The sequence below is a fragment of the Kitasatospora sp. NPDC088742 genome (genome assembly GCF_055584905.1).
The window spans coordinates 56,870-77,130 of the sequence record NZ_JBVJLD010000028.1 but is presented as its reverse complement, the minus strand read 5'-3'; the positions used below and the strand labels follow the sequence as shown (position 1 = coordinate 77,130).

General features: G+C 74.2%; 22 protein-coding genes. 9 read left to right on the top strand and 13 right to left on the bottom strand.

What is annotated here, in order from left to right; all coding sequences use genetic code 11:
• Positions 1-35 precede the first annotated feature (35 nt).
• From ACZ6ZR_RS22150 to ACZ6ZR_RS22135, 4 genes are all read right to left on the bottom strand, one after another.
• Entirely contained in the window at positions 36-452 is a 417-nt protein-coding gene (locus ACZ6ZR_RS22150; RefSeq protein WP_465644790.1) for a hypothetical protein, read from the bottom strand.
• A complete protein-coding gene (locus ACZ6ZR_RS22145; protein WP_465644788.1) occupies positions 452-4,510 on the bottom strand; it encodes a DUF6531 domain-containing protein in 4,059 nt (1,352 codons plus the stop codon). The genes ACZ6ZR_RS22150 and ACZ6ZR_RS22145 overlap by 1 nt, the downstream gene beginning before the upstream one ends.
• Entirely contained in the window at positions 4,507-5,103 is a 597-nt protein-coding gene (locus ACZ6ZR_RS22140; RefSeq protein WP_465644786.1) for a WXG100-like domain-containing protein, read from the bottom strand. Before ACZ6ZR_RS22140 ends, ACZ6ZR_RS22145 begins: the two co-directional genes overlap by 4 nt.
• Positions 5,104-5,295: 192 nt before the next feature.
• Positions 5,296-6,237, bottom strand: coding sequence for an alpha/beta fold hydrolase (locus ACZ6ZR_RS22135; protein WP_465644784.1), 942 nt, complete (start codon positions 6,235-6,237; stop codon positions 5,296-5,298).
• 83 nt (positions 6,238-6,320) lie between these two features.
• Here ACZ6ZR_RS22135 and ACZ6ZR_RS22130 point away from each other — a divergent pair, with 83 nt between their 5' ends.
• Positions 6,321-7,043, top strand: a complete 723-nt coding sequence (locus ACZ6ZR_RS22130; RefSeq protein WP_465644782.1) for a TetR/AcrR family transcriptional regulator — start codon at positions 6,321-6,323, stop codon at positions 7,041-7,043.
• Between the two features lie 87 nt (positions 7,044-7,130).
• Positions 7,131-7,418, top strand: a complete 288-nt coding sequence (locus ACZ6ZR_RS22125; protein ID WP_465644780.1) for a DUF427 domain-containing protein — start codon at positions 7,131-7,133, stop codon at positions 7,416-7,418.
• 55 nt (positions 7,419-7,473) lie between these two features.
• Here ACZ6ZR_RS22125 and ACZ6ZR_RS22120 read toward each other — a convergent pair whose 3' ends face one another.
• Positions 7,474-7,800 (bottom strand): WhiB family transcriptional regulator, encoded by a 327-nt coding sequence (locus ACZ6ZR_RS22120; protein WP_465644778.1) that lies wholly within the window; start codon positions 7,798-7,800, stop codon positions 7,474-7,476.
• 300 nt (positions 7,801-8,100) lie between these two features.
• Here ACZ6ZR_RS22120 and ACZ6ZR_RS22115 point away from each other — a divergent pair, with 300 nt between their 5' ends.
• The 6 genes from ACZ6ZR_RS22115 to ACZ6ZR_RS22090 all read left to right on the top strand — a co-directional run bounded on the left by ACZ6ZR_RS22115 (position 8,101) and on the right by ACZ6ZR_RS22090 (position 12,862).
• A complete protein-coding gene (locus ACZ6ZR_RS22115) occupies positions 8,101-9,018 on the top strand; it encodes an ABC transporter ATP-binding protein (RefSeq protein ID WP_465644776.1) in 918 nt (305 codons plus the stop codon).
• Complete coding sequence (locus ACZ6ZR_RS22110) at positions 9,015-9,839, top strand: ABC transporter permease subunit (protein WP_465644774.1); 825 nt, start codon at positions 9,015-9,017, stop codon at positions 9,837-9,839. Before ACZ6ZR_RS22115 ends, ACZ6ZR_RS22110 begins: the two co-directional genes overlap by 4 nt.
• Positions 9,840-9,950: 111 nt before the next feature.
• Positions 9,951-10,286 carry a hypothetical protein gene (locus ACZ6ZR_RS22105; protein WP_465644772.1) on the top strand — a complete coding sequence of 112 codons (336 nt, stop codon included), beginning with the start codon at positions 9,951-9,953 and terminating at the stop codon, positions 10,284-10,286.
• A 156-nt stretch (positions 10,287-10,442) separates the two neighbouring features.
• Positions 10,443-11,234 (top strand): hypothetical protein, encoded by a 792-nt coding sequence (locus tag ACZ6ZR_RS22100; RefSeq protein ID WP_465644770.1) that lies wholly within the window; start codon positions 10,443-10,445, stop codon positions 11,232-11,234.
• Positions 11,235-11,253: 19 nt separating this feature from the next.
• Positions 11,254-11,745, top strand: coding sequence for a dimethylarginine dimethylaminohydrolase family protein (locus ACZ6ZR_RS22095; protein ID WP_465644768.1), 492 nt, complete (start codon positions 11,254-11,256; stop codon positions 11,743-11,745).
• A 91-nt stretch (positions 11,746-11,836) separates the two neighbouring features.
• Complete coding sequence (locus tag ACZ6ZR_RS22090) at positions 11,837-12,862, top strand: iron-containing redox enzyme family protein (RefSeq protein WP_465644766.1); 1,026 nt, start codon at positions 11,837-11,839, stop codon at positions 12,860-12,862.
• 71 nt (positions 12,863-12,933) lie between these two features.
• On the opposite strand, the gene ACZ6ZR_RS22085 is transcribed toward ACZ6ZR_RS22090, so the two are convergent.
• The 4 genes from ACZ6ZR_RS22085 to ACZ6ZR_RS22070 form a co-directional block, all read right to left on the bottom strand.
• The gene (locus tag ACZ6ZR_RS22085) at positions 12,934-13,233 is read right to left on the bottom strand and encodes an STAS domain-containing protein (RefSeq protein ID WP_465644764.1); all 300 of its coding nucleotides are present in this window, start codon (positions 13,231-13,233) and stop codon (positions 12,934-12,936) included.
• A 3-nt stretch (positions 13,234-13,236) separates the two neighbouring features.
• Entirely contained in the window at positions 13,237-13,608 is a 372-nt protein-coding gene (locus ACZ6ZR_RS22080) for an STAS domain-containing protein (RefSeq protein WP_465644762.1), read from the bottom strand.
• Positions 13,609-13,697: 89 nt separating this feature from the next.
• Positions 13,698-14,249 (bottom strand): DUF6328 family protein, encoded by a 552-nt coding sequence (locus tag ACZ6ZR_RS22075; RefSeq protein ID WP_465644760.1) that lies wholly within the window; start codon positions 14,247-14,249, stop codon positions 13,698-13,700.
• On the bottom strand, positions 14,246-14,440 hold the full coding sequence (locus ACZ6ZR_RS22070; protein WP_465644758.1) for a hypothetical protein: 195 nt from the start codon (positions 14,438-14,440) through the stop codon (positions 14,246-14,248). The genes ACZ6ZR_RS22075 and ACZ6ZR_RS22070 overlap by 4 nt, the downstream gene beginning before the upstream one ends.
• Before the next feature lie 365 nt (positions 14,441-14,805).
• On the opposite strand from ACZ6ZR_RS22070, the gene ACZ6ZR_RS22065 reads away from it, so the two are divergent.
• Complete coding sequence (locus ACZ6ZR_RS22065; protein WP_465644756.1) at positions 14,806-14,976, top strand: hypothetical protein; 171 nt, start codon at positions 14,806-14,808, stop codon at positions 14,974-14,976.
• Between the two features lie 19 nt (positions 14,977-14,995).
• On the opposite strand, the gene ACZ6ZR_RS22060 is transcribed toward ACZ6ZR_RS22065, so the two are convergent.
• From ACZ6ZR_RS22060 to ACZ6ZR_RS22045, 4 genes are all read right to left on the bottom strand, one after another.
• Complete coding sequence (locus tag ACZ6ZR_RS22060; RefSeq protein ID WP_465644754.1) at positions 14,996-15,394, bottom strand: ATP-binding protein; 399 nt, start codon at positions 15,392-15,394, stop codon at positions 14,996-14,998.
• A gap of 67 nt (positions 15,395-15,461) precedes the next feature.
• Positions 15,462-16,244 (bottom strand): SigB/SigF/SigG family RNA polymerase sigma factor, encoded by a 783-nt coding sequence (locus tag ACZ6ZR_RS22055; RefSeq protein ID WP_465644752.1) that lies wholly within the window; start codon positions 16,242-16,244, stop codon positions 15,462-15,464.
• Positions 16,245-16,523: 279 nt separating this feature from the next.
• On the bottom strand, positions 16,524-18,944 hold the full coding sequence (locus ACZ6ZR_RS22050; protein WP_465644750.1) for a SpoIIE family protein phosphatase: 2,421 nt from the start codon (positions 18,942-18,944) through the stop codon (positions 16,524-16,526).
• A gap of 125 nt (positions 18,945-19,069) precedes the next feature.
• On the bottom strand, positions 19,070-20,245 hold the full coding sequence (locus tag ACZ6ZR_RS22045) for a carboxylate-amine ligase (RefSeq protein ID WP_465644748.1): 1,176 nt from the start codon (positions 20,243-20,245) through the stop codon (positions 19,070-19,072).
• Between the last annotated feature and the right edge of the window lie 16 nt (positions 20,246-20,261).

Below are 20,261 nucleotides of genomic sequence, written 5' to 3'. Positions count from 1 at the left end.
CACGCCGGGCGCTCCCGCACAGGGGTGACGGCAGGTCAGATGCCGGTGAGCTCGGGGACCTGGCTGGGCATCCCCCAGCTGACGACCCGTCGCAGGACCGCCGCGAACTCGTCGAGGTCCGCCCCCGGGGCGGCGAACTCCACCTCCACGGTCGGCTCCAGGCCCAGGGTGGAGGCGGCGAGCGGGGTCAGGGTGAAGACCGCCCGGCCGGGGGTGAACTCCACGGCGAGCAGGCCGCCGTAGCAGGTGCCGCCGCTGCCGGTGGTGAGGCAGTAGGTGTTGTTGAAGAGGTCGTCCTCATCGTCCTCGCCCTCCCACGGGTCCTCGGCGAACAGGTCGCGTTGGAAGAGCAGTGCGATCCCGGAGCCGTCCTCCTGCTCGGAGAAGCCCGCCTCCAGGACCTCGTCGTCCTCGTCCTCCGCGGTGCCCACCGCACGTGCGACCAGCCTCATCAACGCCTCCGCCTTCCCGCCACCCACGTCCCCGCCCCTTGGGGGCCGTCCCACCTGTATACGACATTCACTCCGAGCTCGCGGTTCATTCGGTTCATTGCCCCCTGGCAGCGCGTACAGGGCGGCAGGACGGCGTCGATCACCGCCGTCTCGCCCCGCTGCATGGGGATCTGGCCGTGGTAGGGGTCGTTGGGGATGGAGATCCGGGGGCCGGTGGAGGCGCCGGAGAGACGGGAGACCCGGTGTTCGGTGTGGGTGACGGCCTGGGCGTTGTAGCCGGTGCCGAGCGTGGCCTCCTCCGGGGTGGTGCGTCCGCTCCAGAGGCCGTACTCCAGCCGGACCGAGCCGTCGGGGTTGTGGATGGTGACGCCCGCGATGTGGCCGTGCGTGGTGTTCTGACCGGCGTCGATGGTGGACTGACAGGGGGTCAGCCCGAGCGGGTCGATCCACACCAGGGGGTTGCGGACGTAGGTGGCCGGATTGGGCGCGGGGGCCAGGCCGAGCGGGTCCGGGGACTGGTAGCGGGCGGTCAGCGGGTCGTAGTAGCGGTGCAGGTTGTAGTGCCAGCCGGTCTCCCGGTCGAGGTACTGGCCGGGGAAGCGCAGCGGGCAGTCCGCCTCGCCCCGTCCCGGGTCCGACGGCGTCCCCCACAGGGTGAAGCCCTGCTGCCAGGCGATCTCCCCCTGCTCGTCGACCAGCTCGCCGGGGGTGCCCACCTGATCGGTGACGACGGCGTAGAACCGCCGGTCGGCTCCGGTGCGCGGCACCGGCCCCGAGCCGGGCTCCGCCGAACCGTCCTGATGCTCCGTCACGGTCTGCGAGACCGCCCGGTACCCGCCCGGCTCCCAGTCCCAGGTGGTGGTGCGGACGGGTGCGCCCGGCTCGGGCCGGTGGTCCTGCTCCGCCAGGACGGTGCCCTCCCAGACGAAGTCGAACCGCTCCAGCACGGTGGTGCCGTCGGCCGCGAGCCGCAGTTTGGCCGTCCGCCGCCCGGACGGGTCGTACTGGTAGCGCCAGAGCGACCCGTCCGGGGTGGTGACCGCGCGCAGCCGGTCCTCGGCGTCCCAGCGGTAGGACCAGACCCGCCGCCCGCCGGAGAGCAGCCGCCTGGTCTGCCGGACCACCCGGCCCTGGGCGTCGTACTCGTAGCCGGTGCGCCCGGCGCTCACCAACCGGGTGCCGGAGACGGTGCGTTCGCCCTGCGGCAGATCGGGATCGACGGCGGGCCAGGCGGCCCGGGTGAGGTTGCCGGCCGGGTCGTAGGCGTAACTCTCCCCGCCCGCCTGCCCGGTGACGGTGCGGACCCGGCCGGTCCGGTCCGTCTCGTAGGAGCGGCGGCCGGTGCGGGAGTCGTCCACCAGCGCGAGGACGTCCCCCGGGCCGTAGGCGTAGGAGCGCTCGTGCAGGCGGGTGCCGCCGGTGCCGTGCTCCAGGAGCTGGGCGGTGAGCCGGTGCGCGCCGTCCCAGGTGTGGCGCAGCACCGCGGCGCCCAGGTCGCGGAGGACCTCACGGCCCGCCAGGTCGTGGCCGAACGCCACCCGGTGGCCGGAGGCGTCCAGCGCGGCGGGGTGGCCGGCGGCGTCGTACTGCCAGTGGGAGACGGCGCCGCTCGGGGTCCGGCGGTGGGTCCGGTGCCCGAGGGCGTCGTAGCGGTGCTCGACGGAGCGGCCGCCGGAGGTCTCGGCGAGCAGGTTGCCGGCGGGGTCGTAACGGAACGTCAGGGCGGCGTCGGGATTGGTGGCCTCGACGAGCCGGCCGGCCGGGTCGTAGCCGAAGGTGGTGACCGCCCCGGCGTCGGTGCGCTGGCGGACCATCCGGGCGGCGCCGTCGTAGTCGTACTCGATGCTCTGGCCGGCGCCGTTGGTGCGGCGCAGGAGCTGGCCCGCCGGGTCGTGCTGGTACGTCAACTCCCTTCCGTCGAAGTCCCGTTCGCTGGTCGGCAGGCCGTTGGCGTCGTACTCGTAGGTCCAGCTGAGGCCGCGGTGGTCGGTGACGGACCGCAGTCGGAGCTCGGTGTCGTAGCCGAAGGTGTGACGGGCGCCGTCGGGTGTGGTGCGGGCGGCCACCAGGTCGAAGTGGGTGTACTCGAAGCGGGTGACGGCGCCGGTGCGGTCGGTGTGTTCGAGGAGGTTGCCCTCGCCGTCGTACGTCCACTGCTCCGCGGTGCCGTCGCCGTGCAGCCGCCGGGCCGGAAGGCCCTCGGTGGTCCACTCGTAACGCACCGCACCGCCCAGCGGGTCCACCACCTCGACCGGCCGGCCGAAGGCGTCGCGGCGGCAGCGGGTGACCGCGCCGAGCGGATCGGTGATCTCGACCGGCAGGCCCGCGGTGTCGTTGACGATGCGGGTCGTCGCGCCGTTCGCGTCGGTGACCTCGGTGAGGAAGCCCTCGGCCGTCCGGCCGTAGCGGGTGACCGCGCCGAGCGGGTCGGTGACCGTCAGCGGGTTGCCGCGATCGTCGTAGCCGTACTCCCAGACCGCTCCGCACGGGTCGGTCTGCCGGACGGGCCGGTGGCGGGGGTCGTGGACGGCGGTGGTCAGGCTGCCGTCGGGCAGGGCGACGGCGGCCAGGTTGCCGTCGACGTCGTAGTCGTAGCCGCTGGTCCGGCCGAGCGGGTCGGTCCTGGAGAGCAGCCGGTCGAAGCGGTCCCACACCGAGTGGACGGTGTGGCCCAGCGGATCGGTCTCGGCGACGGTCTGGCCGAGCTCGTTGAGCCCGTAGACCGTGGCCGCGCCGAGGGAGTTGGTGACGGTGGTGACGCGCCGTCCGGTGTCGTAGGCGAAGACCGCGTCGAGGAATCCCTGCTCGCCGCGGGTCTGCACGCACCGGCCGGACCGGTCGTAGAGGTAGCGGTACCGGCGCTGGTTGCGGTCCGTCCAGGTGGTGATCCGCCCGGCCTCGTCGTAGGTGAAGCCGAGGGCCAGGCCGGAAGAGTTCACCACTCGGGCCAGCCGGACGTTGCCGTCGTAGCCGAACGTCAGCAGCGGGATGCCAGGGGCGTCCGGCTCGGGAGTGTCGAGCAGCCGCAGGCCCGTGATCCGCCGCCCCTCGGTGTCCACGGCGACGTGGTAGCCCCCGCCGTGGCGCACCCCGACCGGCACGCCACCGGGGCCGTAGTCGAAGTCGATCCGCAGGCCGTTCCGGTCGGTGATCGCGGAGATCGGCAACTGCAGTGCGGCGGAAGGGCGGTGGACCGCGACCGCGTCGCCGTCCGGGCCGGTCGCGGTGGCGAAGTGCCAGCTCAGCCCGGTGTGCGGATTCGCGATCCGCAGCCCTCCCGGCACCTCCGGGTCCCAGGAGAGCGGCCAGCGCGGGCCCTCCACCGGCAGCACCTCGGCATCGGCCCGGGGCACGGGGTAGACCAGCAGCATCCCGTCCTCGGTCGCGAACACCACGCCCTCGTCATCGAGTTCGACCCGCTGGTCGAGGGTCGAGGCCCAGGAGCGGCCGAACCAGCCGCCGGAGCGGTACGAGGAGACGTGGGTGCGGCTGAGCAGCAGGGGCAGCGCTCCCGGCAGTGCGACGTCCTGCTGCGCCAGCACCATCTCCCCGGAGGCGACGTCCACCGGGTCGCTCGCGCACTTCCGGGAGCCGACCGGCACGGCCGTCCCGCGCGGGTCACCGGCACCGTCCCGCAGGCGGGGTGAGGCCGGAGGCTTCGACCGGCCGTCTCCGTCGCGCCCGCCCGGCTTGCCACCCGGCTTCCCGTCGCCCGTCCTCGGGCTCTTCGGGCCGCCCTTGCCGTCCTTGCCCTTGAGGCCGTCGACGATGCTCTGCTCGTTGGCCCGGTGGTTGGCACTGGTCTTCCGGAGTCCGCTGCCCATGTCCTTCATGTGCTTGCGGAGGGCCGTCTGCCCCTGCTCCATGACGTCCAGCAGCCGGCCGATGCCCTGTTCGGCGGCGGCCGCGAGGCCGCCCTTGCCCTTGGTGCGGCCGAACGCCGAACGGGCCCGGCCGTGGTGGCGCCGCTGCGAGGCGGCGAGGCCGTCGGAGTGGCCGTCGAACTTCTTCGCCAGGTTCTCGAAGGAATCGGGGTCGTGCTTGAACCCGTCGCTCATGCCGCGTTCCCCCCACCGGCGGCGGCGTCCTCCAGCAGGTTGACGACCAGCTTCCCGGCCATTCCGCCGACCTTCTCCATCACTTCACCCATCGCCATGGAGACGAGTTCGTCGATGATCTGCTGTTCGGCCTCCTTGAGCAGCCGCCGCACGATCACCCGGGTCACCTGGGTGGCGCCGGCGGCGCCGATTTCGGAGAGCCCGAAGGTGAACGGCGCTGCGGCCTGAGCGGCTATCACCTCCGCCGCCATGATGCCGAGTTGGACGATGGCGGCGATCTTCGCGCCCTCGATGACCACGGCCACCCCGTCCAGGCAGACGGCCACCAGCCGCCCACCCTCGGCGAGGAGGTGCAGGTGCTCGCCGGAGACCTTCCCCCAGTGCGCCTCGAAGGCCTGCACGGCGAGCCCCGCGTTGGCGCCCAGCATGTCCTGCACCGCCGAGTGCGCGTCGGCCGCTCCGGTGTCGATCTCCTCGGCCAACTCCCTCATGGCATCGGCCATTTCGCGGTAGTCGTCCTCGTCCACGTTCGGCCAGTTGACTCCGATCAGATCCAGCACCCAGGCCAGTTCGTCGGGCAGTACGACACCCATCCGCCACCTCCCCCGTCAGAAATCGCACGGGCAGGCTAGACGGGAGGGCCGCGAACTCCGCTCCGCTGATGGAAGGTTGGCCGATTCCCATCCCCTCGGTGTCCGAACGGACCGGCCTCGCCACCGAAGCGGAAAGGCTCCCCCCGCATTGCGGATTCCTTCCCAACGGGGCCGCTCCTCGGCGGCGCGGTCTCAGCTGTGCGCAGCCGCGTCGGCCAGTGCGCGGAGCTCGGCGGTGATGGTGTGCCAGACCGGTTCGGGCAGTTCGTGGCCGACCTCGGGCAGCAGCAGTTTGCGGGCGTTCGGGATGCGGGAGGCGATCGCCGTCGCGGCGGTGGGCTTGATCAGGGGGTCGTCCGCGCCGTGCAGGACCAGGGTCGGCCGCCGGATGGCGCTGATCGGACCGCCGTGCCACTGGGCGCCGATCTGGCGGCTCTGCGCCTGCTGGTCGTGCACGCCCGCGTCGGCGGTGCGCTCGACGGCTTGCCTCGCGGCGGGCTCGTCGAAGGGGCGGGCCGGTGAGGCGAGCAGCCGGGAGACCTCGACGCCGGCGGCTATCGCGCCCTCCCGGGTGTCGGGGAACTTCAGCTTGGCGAACTTCGCGAGGGTCCCCAGCCGGATGAACCGCAGGGTCCTCAGGCCCGCGACGTCGCCGGGAACCGCGGCCATGGTCGTGACGGACCGGACCCGGTCCGGGTGTCGCAGGGCCACGCGCTGGGCGATGGCGCCGCCGAGGGAGACGCCGAGCAGATGCGCGGACTCCCAGCCCAGCGCGTCCATGACGGCGATCGCGTCGTCCGCCATGTCCTCGGCCGTGTAGGCGCCGCCGCGCTTGCGGAACAGCGCGGAGATGGGGTTCCTGGCGGCGACGGGCGGCAGGTGGGTGGACTCGCCGCCGTCGCGCTGGTCGTAGCGGGCTACGGCGAAGCCCGCCTCGGCGAGCAGGTGGCACAGGCCGTCCGGGATCCAGAGCCGGTTGACGCCGAGGCCGGTCATCAGCAGCAGCGGCTCCCCGTCGGACCCCTCGGGCCCCTCGGTGAACCGGTCGTACGCGAGCTCGACCGGCCCGTTCTCGGCGAAGCGGACCGGGGTCCACGGGTACGCGGTGGACTCGGACATGGCGGACTCGGGCATGGCGGCCTCCCAATAAAGTGCGATCGGTGTTCGCAGTTTTAGTATAGGGGGCGCCCGCAGACAGCGGCACGAACGGACAGCGGATGAGAGCAGGTGCACGAGTGGCCCAGGAGCCCGTCATCGTCTGGACCCGGCCGGAGCGCGGCGCACGCGGGCCCGCCGCGGTGCACTCCCGCGCGGAGTTGGCCGAAGTCGCCGTCCGGCTGGCGGACCTGGGCGGCCTCGCGGCCGTGTCCATGCGCCAGGTCGGCGCGGAACTGGGCACCGGCCAGGCATCGCTGTACCGCTACCTCGGCTCCCGCGACGACCTCCTCGACCTGATGACGGACGCGGTCGCGGGCGAGATCGACCTGGCCGTCCCGCTCACCGGTGACCCGGTCGAGGACCTGGCCGCCCTCGCCGTCCGGGCGAAGGACGCGCGACTGCGGCACCCCTGGCTCGTCGACGTACCCCCGGAGCCGCTCCGGATCGGCCCGAACGGGATGGACTTCCTGGAGTACGCGCTCCGGGCACTCGCCCCCGCCGGGCTGCCCGGCCGGACCTGCCTGGAGATCGTCGCCCTGCTCAACGCCCTGACCGAGCAGTTCTCCCGCGCCGAGCTGCAGAGCGGCCGCGGACTCACCGGCCGCCAAGGGGCGCAGGCCGCGTACCTCGGCGAGACGGCGGCCCGAGGTGGGCACCCGCACGTCGCGGCGGCCATGGCCGAGCAGTCGGAAGCGGACCCGGCGCAGGACGAGCAGCCGCGGTTCGAGCGGATCATGCGGCGGGCACTCACCGGCCTCATCACGCAGGGGACCGGCTCCTGAGCTCCTCGCCGCCGGCCGACCTTCCGTCAGGAGCCTTGCCCGCACCACCCGTTGAAACCCGGGCGCCCCCTCGGCGAGAATCCGGGCATGACCACAGCACGCTGGCAGGACACCGTCATCGCCCGGAGCGACGAGACCGTCGTCGTCGAGGGGAACCACTACTTCCCGGCCGACTCCGTACTGCGGGAGTTCCTCCTCCCGTCCACCACCACGACCATGTGCGGGTGGAAGGGGACGGCCTCCTACTACTCCCTCCTCGTCGACGGGCAGACCAACGCCGACGCCGCCTGGTACTACGCCGACCCGCTGCCCGAGGCGGAGCACGTCCGCGACCGGGTGGCCTTCTGGCGCGGAGTCGACGTCACCGAGCACTGACCCCGACCTGACGGAGCACGAGCAGCGGGCCTCGGACGCCCGCGGGCCTTCCCGGCTACGCCGACCAGGCCTGCCGCAGGGCCGCGCGGTCGGCCGAGGCCCGCTGCTCGTGCTCGGTCCGTGCCTGCTCCAGGAGCCCGGCCCAGGAGTCCACCGTGGGGCGGCGGCGCAGCAGGGCCCGGCGTTCGCGTTCGGTCATGCCGCCCCAGACGCCGTGCTCGATCCGCTGGTCGAGCGCGTGGGAGAGGCACTCGGTGCGGACCGGGCAGCCGCCGCAGATCGCCTTCGCCCGGTTCTGCGCCGAACCGTCGACGAACAGCTCGTCCGGGTCGGCCGTCCGGCACGCGCCCCGCTTCACCCAGTCCTCGCCGAGCTCCTCCATGTCCATCCCCTCCACGTCGCACGCCGGGCGGCACCGAACGGCCGACCTGGACGAGTCCATGACGCTATGTCCCCACCCCGGCCCCCGGAAGCGGCCCTTCACTCGATCGGGTGAGGGAACGCCGTTGTCCCCACGCCGGGGTCACACGTCCGAACAGACGTCACGTCAGATGCCCACGCCTCGAACGCCGGCGGGCCTCCCACTGCCGGAGCGGCATGACCCACGTCCACCGGGGAACAACGTGGTCACGTCCACAGCGGGCTCCGGCGGGCGGTGGATCCGTACACGAGGAGGTGCGGCATGGCCGGAGGAGACCCGGCGATCGAGCTCACCGCGCTGACCAGGCACTACGGCCGGACCGTCGGCGTCGAGGGGCTCGACGTCACGGTGGAGGCGGGCGAGGTGTTCGGCCTGCTCGGGCCGAACGGCGCCGGCAAGACCACCGTACTGCGCTGCCTGACCGGCCTGCTCCGGCCGACCTCCGGCCGGGTCCGGGCCCTCGGCCTGGACCCGATCGCCGACCACGGCGCGCTGGCCCCCGCGCTCGGCTACCTGCCCGGCGAGCTGCGCCTGTACCCCGAACTGACCGGCCGTCAGACCCTCGGTCTGCTCAGCGACCTCCAGTGCGCCCCGACGCCCCGTCAGGGCGAGCTCTGCGAACGGCTCGGCCTCACCGCCGAGATCCTGGCCCGGCCGGTCAGGGAGTACTCCCGGGGGATGAAGCAGAAGCTCGGCCTGGTCCAAGCCCTCCAGCACGAACCGCGGCTCGCCGTGCTGGACGAACCGACCGAAGGCCTGGACCCGCTGGTCCAGGAGACCTTCTTCGAACTGCTCGCCGAGGCCCGGGCGGCCGGCCGCACCGTCCTGCTCTCCAGCCACGTCCTGCCCGAAGTCCAGCGCGCCTGCGGGCGGGTGGCGATCATCCGCGCCGGGCGGTTGGTGACGGTGCGCGCGGTCACCGAGCTGCGCGAGGCCCGCGCCCGCCGGGTCCGGCTGGTCTTCGCCGACGGCCTCGGCACCCGCCCGCTCGGCCGGGCCGACGAGTGGTCACCTCGCTGGTCCGGCGACCGGGTCGAACTGCTGATCCCGCCGAGCGAGGTGCCGCAGGCCCTGCGCGGGCTGCTCACCCTGCCCGTCACCGACCTGACCGTCGAAGAAGCCGGCCTCGACGAGGCCTTCCTCGACCTCTACCGAGGAACCACGGAGGAGGGGTCATGAGGAGACGACGGTTCCCGCTCTTCCGGCTCGCCCTGCAACGGCGGCGCACGATGCTCACGGCCCTGGTGCTGGGCATGGTCCTGTTCGAGGTGCTGATCGTGGTGATCACCGGCACCCTCTCCCCCGCCCAGCTGTTCGCCGGTACGGGCAAGCAACCCCCGGGCGCCTTCCAGGCGTTCAGCGGCTCGGCCGGCCAGGTGTCGATCGCCAGCCGCCCCGGGCTGCTCGGGGCCGGTCTGGTGCACCCGTTCTGGATCGCCATCCAGCTCACCGCCGTCGGCTCCCTCGCCGCGGCGGCCGTGGCGGCGGACGCCGAGGCGGGGACGCTGGAACTCCTGATGGTCCGTCCGGTCTCCCGTACGCGGCTGCTGGCCGAACGGACCGCCGCGGTGCTGGCCGCCGCGCTGCTGCTGAACCTGGCCGCCACCCTGACCGTCGCAGCCGGGGTCGCGCTCGCCCCGGACCTCCACCGCGACGTCCCGCTGAGCGGCGTGTTCGCCGCCGGACTGCTGGGCCTGGCCTTCACGCTCTGCCTCGCCGGCCCCGCCCTCGCGGTCTCCGCCGTCGCACGCGGCCGGGCCCAGGTGATCGGCGCCGTGGTCGCCCTCGGCGCGGTCGGCTTCGCGCTCAACTTCGTCGCCCTCGCCTGGCACCCGGCCCGGCCCCTGCGCTACGCCAGCCCGTTCCACTACTACACCCCGGGCGACGCACTCGCCGACGGCACCGTGCCCTGGGGTTCCTTCGGCCTTCTGACCCTGGTCGGCGCGGCCGGGATCGCCGCCGCCTTCGCCCTCTTCACCCGCCGGGACCTGGCCGGCTGAGGCTCCGTCAGGGCCCATCCGCCCTTGGAGGCCCCGGAAGGTAAAGGACCGTACGGACACGCTGGGATAAAGTCACTCCGCGAATCCCCGGCGTCACGGAAAGTCGCGATCATGAAACACGCTCCCACCCTCGCCCCGCAGGCGGACCAGGTCCCGTTGCTCGGCGAGGTCACCCAACTGGCCACCGTCGTCAAGTGCATGGGCCGCACCTACACGGCGGCCGCCGCCGGCACCGGCACCGTCCGCCTCGACGACGTCACCGACCCCACCCACCCCCTTCCGCTCGGCACCGCGCACCCCGCGTCCGGCGCGTGGGAGGTCCACGACCGGACCGGTGCGCACCTCACCAGCACCGGCGACCTCCTGTACGCCCTGGCCCTGCTGCGGCAGCACGAGTGGCCCGCCCCGGACCACGGCCGCCAGGGGGCGTCCGGCGGCCTGCCGTAGCCGCTCGGCCACGCCCGCCGCGGTCGGTGCCGGTCAAACTCTGGGCAAAGCCTTTCTCAACCACTTGTGTGATCATCTCTGCCCGACGCCGCCCCCAATCGCCGGTCGGTCTAAGGTCGTTGTCGTCGCGAGTGCTCAGGGGAGAGGAGGCGTGCGATGGTCGACGCCCCGCACGTGTGCGCGTACCAGCAGGTGCCGGCGGGTGGGCCGCTCTCGGCGGAGTGGTGCATCGAGCGGTTCGCCCCGGTGCTGCGGGCGCTGCCCGAGGGGTTGGACGAGCAGTCGGTGAGCCGGCCGGAGCTGTTGCTCCATCAGGAGACGCTGGGCGGGCGGAGCTGGGAGATCTACTACGTGCCGTTCGACCGGATCGCCCCGGCCGCCCGGGTGGCACTGGTCGGCATCACCCCGGGCCGCCGCCAGCTCCACCTCGCGGTGCGGGCGGCCAGGGCGGCGCTGCTGGCGGGGGTGGAGCCGGACGAGGCGGTCAGGCTTGCCAAGCAGACCGGGGCGTTCGGCGGCGCGATCCGCACCCACGCGGTGGCGATGCTCGACGGGATCGGCCTGGCCGACGCGCTCGGGTTGGCGACCACGGCGCGGCTCTGGGACCCGCAGGAGCGGGTGGCGGCGTTCACCTCGGCGGTCGGGCACGCGGTGTTCGTCGACGGGGCGAACTGGAACGGCTCGGGGCTGACCAGGATTCCGGTGCTGCGGACCTTCGCCGAACAGGTGCTCGGGGCCGAACTGGCCGCGATGCCACAGGCGTTGGTGATCCCGTTCGGCAAGGCGGCCACCGAGGCGGTCCAGCTCGCGGTCGGCTCCGGACGGCTCGCGGCGGAGCGCTGCCTGCTCGGCTTCCCGCACCCCTCCGGGGCCAACGGCCACCGCAAGCGGCAGTACGAGCAGGAGCGGGAGCGGCTGACCGAGGCGGTCGCGGCCTGGGCCGGCTGAGGCGCTCGGCGACGGCGCAGTGCGACGCACCGTCAGCGTCAACGAGGGCGAGGGCGACCACCTGCTGGCCGGGGGCGTGCTCTTGGCCGGCAACGGCCCCCGCACCGCCCCGGCCGCCAACACCGAGACGCAGGCGTACCTCGGGTACCCGGTGGTCGGGCTCACCCTCGTGGACCCGCGGTTCTACCACCTCGACACGGCACTCGCGGTCCTGGGCGCCGACGACGTCATGTACTGGCCCGGCGCCTTCTCCGAGCGCAGCCGCCGGCGCCTGCGGCAGCTCTTCCCCGACGCGCTGGAGGCGAGCGAGGAGGACGCGGCCGCCTCCGGGATGAACGCCATCAGCGACGGCAGCGAGGTCGTCCTGCCGGCCGCCGCGCACGCGCTGGCCGGCAAGCTCGCGGCCCGCGGCTACGTCCCGCGCCCGGTGGACGTCGGTGAGCTGGGCAAGGCGGGCGGCGGTCCGAAGTGCTGCGTGCTGGAGTTGCGCGGCGCCCCGGGCGCCGCCTGAGCTCCCCCGGGCCGGGCCGTGAGGTTCGGAGCGGGCAAGCGGGGTAGGCGCGGTCCGTCGGTGGTCCGCGTCCGAGGGAGGAGATCCACCCATGGGTGTCAGCGCAGCAGGTCCGCAACCGCGCCTGCCCCGGGCCCGGGGGCCGCTCTCCGGCGCGGTGACCGACCTGCTGAGGGCGGGGAGCCCGCCGGCCGGCGGGCCGGTGCCCGCCGAGTTCGGCTCGGCCTCGGGGTGGGACGAGGACGTCCAGCTCGCCCTCTACCTCTGCTACGAGCTCCACTACCGGGGCTTCGCAGGCGTCGATCCGGAGTGGGAGTGGGATCCGGGGCTGCTGACGCTCCGTCACCGGCTGGAGGAGCGCTTCCTGGCCGCCGTACGGGCCGAGCTGGGGCCGGTCGCGCCACTGGCGGAGCAGCTGGACGCGCTCCTGGTGGAGCCGGTGGACGGGGACGGGCCCTCGCACGTCCTGCTGAAGGAGGGCCGGCGGTGGCAGGCCCGGGAGTACCTGGTGCACCGCTCGCTCTACCACCTCAAGGAGGCCGATCCGCAGGCCTGGGTGATCCCCCGCCTGCACGGCGCCGCGCAGGCGGCACTGCTGGCGATCGAGTACGACGAGTACGGCGCGGGCCGCCCGGAGCGGGTGCACTCCACTCTGTTCGCGGCGATGATGGCGGACTTCGGCCTCGAGACCGGGTACGGCCACTACCTCGACGCGGTGCCCGCCACAGGGCTGGCGGTGGTCAACCTGATGTCGCTGTTCGGCCTGCACCGCAAGCACCGGGGCGCGCTGGTGGGGCAGTTCGCGGGGGTCGAGATCACCTCCTCCCCCGGATCCGCCCGCCTGGCCGAGGCGTTCGAGCGGCTCGGCGCCGGGCCGGCCGGGACGGCCTTCTACCTGGAGCACGTCGAGGCGGACGCCGTCCACGAGCAGCTGGTGCGGCACGGTGTCATCGAGGCGCTGCTGCGCGACGAGCCCGCCGTCGAGGCGGACGTCGCGTTCGGGCTGGCGGCGTCCGGCCTGCTGGAGGACCGCCTCGCCCGGCACCTCGTCAGCAGCTGGCGGGCGCACCGCAGTTCGCTCCGCTCCCCCCTGCCGGGGTCAACCCCGGCGCCCTGACCCGGCCGGGCACAGGGATCGGGCGGACGGCTCGGGAGGGCTCAGCGGACACCGCCGGCTGCCACGTGCTTTCATCCGGGTGCCGGGACGGACGGGCGGACCGCGCGCAGGTGGGGGCGGATGGTGAGGAGCCGGTCGGTGCCGGTGAGCGCCAGCAGGTGCAGCAGCTGCGGTCCCGCTCCGACCAGGACCATCCAGGTGCCGGCGGAGTCGCAGAAGGTGAGGGCGGTGAGGTCGACGATCAGCAGGACCGGGGCCCGGGCGATCGCCTCGGACAGTGCCGCCTCGAAGTCTTGGCGGCCTCGTGGTCGGCGGCACCGGCGATGTGGAGGACCAGGGCCGGCAGGTCCGTGGCGACCGTGCGCCGCCACCGTTCACCCGCTGTCACCGCTCTCGCCTTCGGCCAGTGCCTCCGTCAGATCCGGGTGCACCGTGAAGAGCTCGTCCGCGCCGGTGACCTGCAGGATCCTGGCGACCACGGGGCCGGGTGCGGCGAGCTCCAGCCGGCCTCCGGACTCCCGCGCGGCCAAGCGGGTACGCAGCAGCAGGTTCAGACCGGTGGAGTCGCAGAACGCGAGGCCCGAGCAGTCCACCACCAGCCGTTGCGCCCCGTCGGCGAGCGCGCTCTCCAGAGCGTCGCGCAGCGGGGCGACCGAATCGTGGTCCAGTTCGCCCTCCGGCCGCACCACCGTGACCCGCCGGCGGACCTGGACCGTGACCCCGAGGTGGGTATCGGACACGTCCATCGCAACACTCCTCGGGGACGACGGCAGCGGTCCACCGTTCCACCATAGGCCGCTGACCTGCCCGGCCCCACCCGCACGTGGAGCCGGTCTCACCGCGCGCGCCCGTGTCGGCGGATCAGCAGCCACGGCAGCAGCACCCACCACACCGCGAACCACACCATCACCCCGGCCACCACGAAGCCGGCCGCGGCACTGTCCAGCGCCAGGTGCAGCAGCAGGAGCAGACAGCACCCGACGGTGAGCGCGAGCAGCGCCACGCCGACCGCGACCAACCGGGCGGTCGCGTCCACCAGTTGCGGCTTCAGCCGCCGCCCGGCGAGCAGCCGGTGGTAGGAGACCGGGGCGATCAGCGCGCCGGTCGCCATGGCACCGAGCACGACGGTGACCACGTACAGCGTCCGGTCGAAGGTGCCCAGCGAGGCGAACCGGGGGGTGAAGACGACGCTCAGCAGGAAGCCGAAGAGGATCTGCGCCCCGGTCTGGGCCACCCGCACCTCCTGCAGCAGCTCCGTCCACCGCCGGTCCGCCCGCTCGTCCGGCGTCTCGCTCCGGCCGCGCCCCTGCTCCTCCACCCGCTCCGGCAGCTGCCCCCGCCTCCGGTCCGGAGACCCGCCCCGCGAGCGGGTCCGCGCCGTGGTCACGGCAGGTCCTCCGCCGCCCCGACCGCCGACACCGGGCGGGGCCGGCGGGCGGGGCCGCGGAGGTGGCACCTCAGCCGGCCCAGGTCTCCCTTCAGCGGCCGGCCGAGCAGACCGAGCAGACCGAGCAGCGTGGCCGCGCGGTCCGTCGCACGGTCGACTGCGCCGCCGGCGGACTGTCGCATCTTGCTCATGGTCACTCCCCTGCTGCACCGGTCGAGCCGCTCGGGCGTCTGCCCCGCGCGGGAGCCCGCATGCGCCCCCGGGCTCACAGGTTTCGACCCCGGCCCCCGGGCAGACGCGACTGCGAGGCTCCGGCGCGTTCGGCAGGAGGTGAGGGCGGTGGATCGGCTGAGTGTCCCGCTGATCGACGGACTCGGGGACGGACTGGCGGTGCCGGCCGTCGAGGTCACCGAGCTGATGCGCACGCTTGCCCGGGAGTGGGAGCACTGGGCCGAGGAGCCTGGCTCCGAGCTGGACCCCGGCACGGTACTGGCGCCGGCCACCATGCGCCGCAGGCTGCCACGGTGGGCGGCCGGCACCGGCTACGCGCTGGCCCGTGCCGGGCTACGTGCTGGTCGTCCTGCTCGCGCTGTCCGTGGCGCTGCTGTTGGCCGCCGCCGATGCCCGCACCGCCACCGCGCTCGGCCTGTACTCCCCGGTCTGGGCGGCGACCCTCGCCCTCCTCGCGGTCCGCGTCCCGGTGCTGTGGCGGTGCAGGAGGCGATGACCTCGGCCGCACCACACCCTCACAGCTCCTCCACGACCGTCGCCTCGACGATCTTGCCTCCGGCCACGGGCAGGACGTGCACCCCGCGGCTGAGCCGGGTGACGACCAGCAGACCGTAGCCGGCCGGCGGGGGGAGGTCGTCGACGACGATCAGCTCGGGATTGGTGTCCTCCACCGCCACCTCGACCAGGCCGGCGCAGGCGGAGACCAGCAGACGGCTCGGGCCGGGGGCGTGCAGGCAGGCGTTGGCGACCAGCTCGGCGACCACCAGCTCGACGTCCATCCGCGTCTGCGGCCGGAAGCGGGGCCCGGCCCCGCCGGCCAGCTCGTCCAGGAAGCGGCGGACGGCCCTCCGGGCGGTGCGCACCGAACCGGTGCGACCGTCCAGGTCGACGGCGAGTGCCGGGATCTGGCGCACGGTGATCGCTCCTCCTAGGTCGGGTGGAGTTCACCGGGCGCCTGCCCGTATTTCCGCCTCCTACCGCTCAGCGGGCCGGAGTCGCGCCGTCCACCTCCGCCCGGAGGCGGTGCAGGGTGGTGGAGAGGATCCGCGAGACGTGCATCTGCGAGACGCCGATCCGGGCGGCGATCTCGGCCTGGCTGTGGTTGCCCCAGAAGCGCAGCAGCAGGACGGTCCGCTCGCGCTCCGACAGCCGGCCCAGCAGCGGCCGCACCGCCTCGCGCAGGTCGACCAGCTCGATGCCCGGGTCGCAGCTGCCGAGCCGGTCGACCAGCGCGCTGTTCCGGTCGTCGGAGTCCTCGTCGCGCAGCGCGTCGAGGGAGTCGGCCCGGTAGAGCCGTCCCGCCGTCAGCCCGATGTCGACCTGCTCGCGGGTCAGGCCGAGGGCCGCGGCGCTCTCCTCGGTGGTGGGCAGCCGGCCCAGCTCCTGCTCCAGCCGGTCGGAGCCGCGGGCCACCAGCAGGTACAGCTCCTGCACGCTGCGCGGCACCCGCACCGGCCAGGAGGTGTCGCGGAAGAAGCGCTTCACCTCGCCGGAGATGGTCGGAATGGCGTAGGTCACGAAGACCACGCCCCGGTCGACGTCGTAGCCGTCCACCGCCTTGATCAGGCCGACGGTGCCGACCTGGAGGATGTCGTCCAGCTCCTCCGGGCGGTGCCGGAAGCGGGACGCCACGAAGCGGACGAGCGGCATGTTCAGCTCGATGACGGTGCCCCGGACGTAGCTGTAGGCCGGGGATCCGGGCTCCAGTTCACGGAGGCGGCGCAGGAGCGCGTCACTCATCGCGCGGGCCTCGGTCTTGCCCATGGACCGCATTTCCCACGCGGTCGGGCGGTACGTCGTCTCGATGGCGGGACTCGCCGGGATCTGGGCAGCGGGGGGTGTCACAGCAGGCGCGGACATGGGGGTCAACTCCCGAAGCGTTCCGGGGGGATGCCCTCGCCGACCTGGTGCCGCCACGGACGTGGCCGGCGGGTCGGGGGCATGGAGGAGAGCGCTCGGCCCGGCTGCTTCAGGCTACGGCTGCTCTGCTTGTACCCGCTCAGGGGGTGGCGAACCGCGGTCCGCCCACATCGGTCCGAATGCTCAGGCGACGACCCGCAGACCGACCAGGCAGGTGTCGTCCAAGGGGTTAGGGGCACCCAGCCGGCGGAGCACGTGGTCGAGCAGGCCCGGCAGCGACGGCACGCGGTACTCCTCGACGGCCTCCACCAGCCGCCCCACTCCGGTGGCGAGGTCGCTGCCGCGGCGCTCCACCAGGCCGTCGGTGTACAGCAGCAGGGTGTCACCGGGGAGCAGGCGCAGCTCGGCGCTGCGGTAGACGGCGCGGGGGCTGACGCCGAGGACCAGGCCGTTCGGCGGGTCGAGCGGGTCGGCCGTGCCCTCGCGGGCGAGGACGGGGGGCAGGTGGCCGGCCCGGGCCCAGGTGAGGGTCCCGGTGCCGGGGTCGAGGCGTCCGCACACGGCGGTGGCGATGAAGTCGGCGCGTTCGTGGCAGAGCATCCGGTTGAGGCAGTCGAGGGAGTGCGCCGGGTCCGCGCCGTCGTGGGCGATGCCGCGCAGGGCGTGGCGCAGCCGGGCCATGCAGGCGGCGGCGTGCAGGCCGTGGCCGGAGACGTCGCCGACCACCACCAGGACGGTGCCGTCGGGCATGCCGAGGACGTCGTACCAGTCGCCGCCGACCCTGCTTTCGCGTTCGGCGGGCAGGTAGTGGGCGGCGGTCTCGAGACCGGCGGGCAGCGGCCCGGCGGGGGCGTCCATCAGAGCGTGCTGGAGTGCCCGGACGGCGCGGTGCTCCGTGTCGGCGCGCTGGCGCTGGGCCGCGAGCTGGTCGCGCGTGCTCGACAGCGCCTGCTCGGCGCGCCGCCAGGGGGTGATGTCCTGCACCACCCCGTGGACGGCGGACACCTCGCGGGAGCCGACGGGGGCGAGGACCGCCTTGGCCAGGGCCCGCATGCTGCGGTAGCCGCCCTCGGCGGGCACCTCGAACTCGAGCGTCGCCGGGGTGTGCCCGCCGAGCAGTTCGGCGGCCGCCGCGCGCACGGCCGCCCGGTCGTGCGGCGCGACGGCCGCGAGGGCCCGCGCCGGGGCCAGCCGTCCGGTCGGCTCCTCGGGGAGGCCGAGCAGGCGCAGCGTCTCGGCGGAGCAGGTGAGGCCGTCGGCGCCCGGCTCCCAGCTCCAGGTGCCGAGCCGGGCGAGCTTCTGGGCCTGGGCCAGGTGGCTGCCGCTGCGGTCCTGCTCGTCGTGGGTGCGCCAGCTGATCAGTACGCCGTCCAGGAAGGGCGTGGCGTGCAGGGTCATGGCGGAGGCGTGGACGGCGCCGCCGACGATCTCGACGAACTGTTCGGCCTCCGCCTCGTACGGGACGCCGGTGGCGGCGACGGCCAGCAGCTGCTGGAAGGTGCCCGAGGCGACCATGCCGGGGTACAGCTCGGTGACCCGGCGGCCGACCAGGTCACCGCCGGTCCGGCCGGCCAGGTCGACGGTCGCGGAGTTGGCGTGCTCGACCCGCAGGTCGGTGACCTTGCCGCCGGGTTCGCGGATGGCGTTGAGGATCAGGACCGGGTCGAGGAGCGCGTCCAGGACTGCCCGGAACCAGGGCTCGGTGGCCGGCTCCAGCTGCCCGAAGCCCTCCGGGCCGGTGGAGAGGACCCTGGGCAGCTCGGCGGCGACCAGCCGGGAGAGCGCGGAGAGGTACCGGCTCGCGGCCCGGTCCGGACGGTACTCCTCGGGCCAGCCGAGCTTCATCGCGCCGAGCAGTCGCCGCCCGGTGCGCAGCGGCAGCGCGCAGACCGTCCGGCCGGGGATCAGGTCCTCACCGGTGAGGTCGGGGTAGCGGACCGCGAACTCGGCCCGGTTCTGCACCCAGACGGTGGTGCCGAGCTGCGCGGCCTCGGTGAGCGGGACGGCGGTCTGCGGCGGGATCCGCTGCCACTGGCTGAGCTGCTGGGCGGAGACGCCGTGACTGCCCGTCAGACGCAGCGCGCCGTCGGGCTCCAGCAGGGCCAGGACGACCGCCCCGACGCCGAGCGGGGCGAGCGCCACCTCGTGCAGCAGCCGGGCCAGGTCCTGCGGGGTGTCGGCCGAAGCGAGCGCCGAGGCGGCGAGGTGGAACCGCGCCGCGAAGCCCTGAGGCGGGAACTCGGGTAGCACGGACCGCACTTGGGAATCGCGCTGCCCGGCCGGTGCGGGACGGAGCTCCGTCCTGCCGGTCGCCGCGCCCGGCTGGTCGGCGGGCCGCCCGGGTGCTGACGGGGTGTCGGGCGGGACGGCGACGCCGAGCAGTTCGGCGGCGACGTCGACCAGGCGGCGGTTGCTGCGCTGGGAGAGCGCGGACAGACGCTCGAAGGCCTCGTCCGGGGTGCAGGACAGTCTGGCGACCAGGACGCCCTTGGCCTGCTCGATCACTCCCCTGGTCCGCATCGCGCGGCGAAGGCCCTCGACCTCGGCGCGCAGGCGGTCGACGGTGGCCTCCAGGACGGGCCGCTCCTCCGGGTCCTCGGTCACCGCGCACCTCCCGGCTCCGCGCCACGAGGGGCGGGACGGTCTCGGCCCGGCGGGCCTCGCCCGCCTGCGGACCCCAGCGTAGGCCCGCCCCGCCGGGGTCGCGAACGAAGCTCGCGCCGCTCGGGTCACCCGGACGGCGCCGGGGCGGGGACGGTTCGCGCTCCGGCGGCGGTGGTCTCCACCAGGTCGTCGACGACGTCCGCCAGTGACCCGCTGCGGGCGTGTACCGCGCGCTGGCGCGAGGCTCCGGTGCCGCCCGTCAGCAGGCGCCGCAGCTGCCGGCGGGCGAGCGCCTCGTCGCCGTGGAACCCCAGCCCCGGCCCGGCGAACGCCATGAGGTCCTCCAGCAGTTCCACGACCGGACGCGGGTCGCCGGTGAGCGGGTGCGGGCACCGTGCGGCCAGGCCGTGCAGCGCCACCGCGTGGTGGGCCGCGCGCAGGTCGGCCGGGGACGGGTGCCACGCGGCCGGCCGGGCCGGCGGGGGCCCGCCGCCGAGCAGGACGTGCACGAGTGCCCGCAGGAGGCAGGCGAGGAGCGCCACGGTCTCGGCGTCGGCGTTGGTGTCGGCGAACCGGAACTCGAGGGTGGGCAGGTGCTCGCTGGGCCGGGCGTACCAGTAGATCATCTTGCGGTCGAGGATCACCCGGTCCGCGACCAGCCGCCGCGCGGTCCGCTCGTAGCCGTCCTCGTCAAGGGCGGGGGCGGGCCCGTGGGTCGGCCAGGCCGCGTAGCGGAGGTCCCGGGTGGACGCGGCGCCGCCGTCGGCGCCTTCGCAGTAGGGCGAGTTGACGCTCAGAGCCTGGAGGACCGGCAGCCACGGCCGTACGGCGGCGCTCACCGCGAGGGCCTCGGCGCGGGTGAGGTCACCGATGTGGACGTGGCACCCGCACAGCTCGCCGCCGACCTGGTCGGCCGCCTCACCCACGTGCGCGGCGAGGCGGTGGTAGCGCGGGGTTCCGGTGACGGGGAGGGGGTGGTGGCTCGGCAGGACCGGCAGCGGGCTGGCCGCGAGCCGGCAGCCGACGGCATCGGCCGCGGCCGTCAGCGCGGCGCGGCAGGCCGCGAGCTCGGCGCCCAGGTCGCCGGCCGTCATCACCGGTCTGGTGCACGCCTCCACCTGGGTGGCCAGGAACTCCGCCTGGGCGCGGGGGCCCAGCCGCCGCGCGGCCAGCGGCAGGACCTCGGGGGCGGCCGGCACCGTGCGGCGGCTCACCGGGTCCAGGAGCAGGAACTCCTCCTCGACACCGAACCGTAGGGCTCTGCGGATCCTGGTCGTCCGGGCCGGACTCGTTCCGTGCATGGGAAGCTCCGAACTG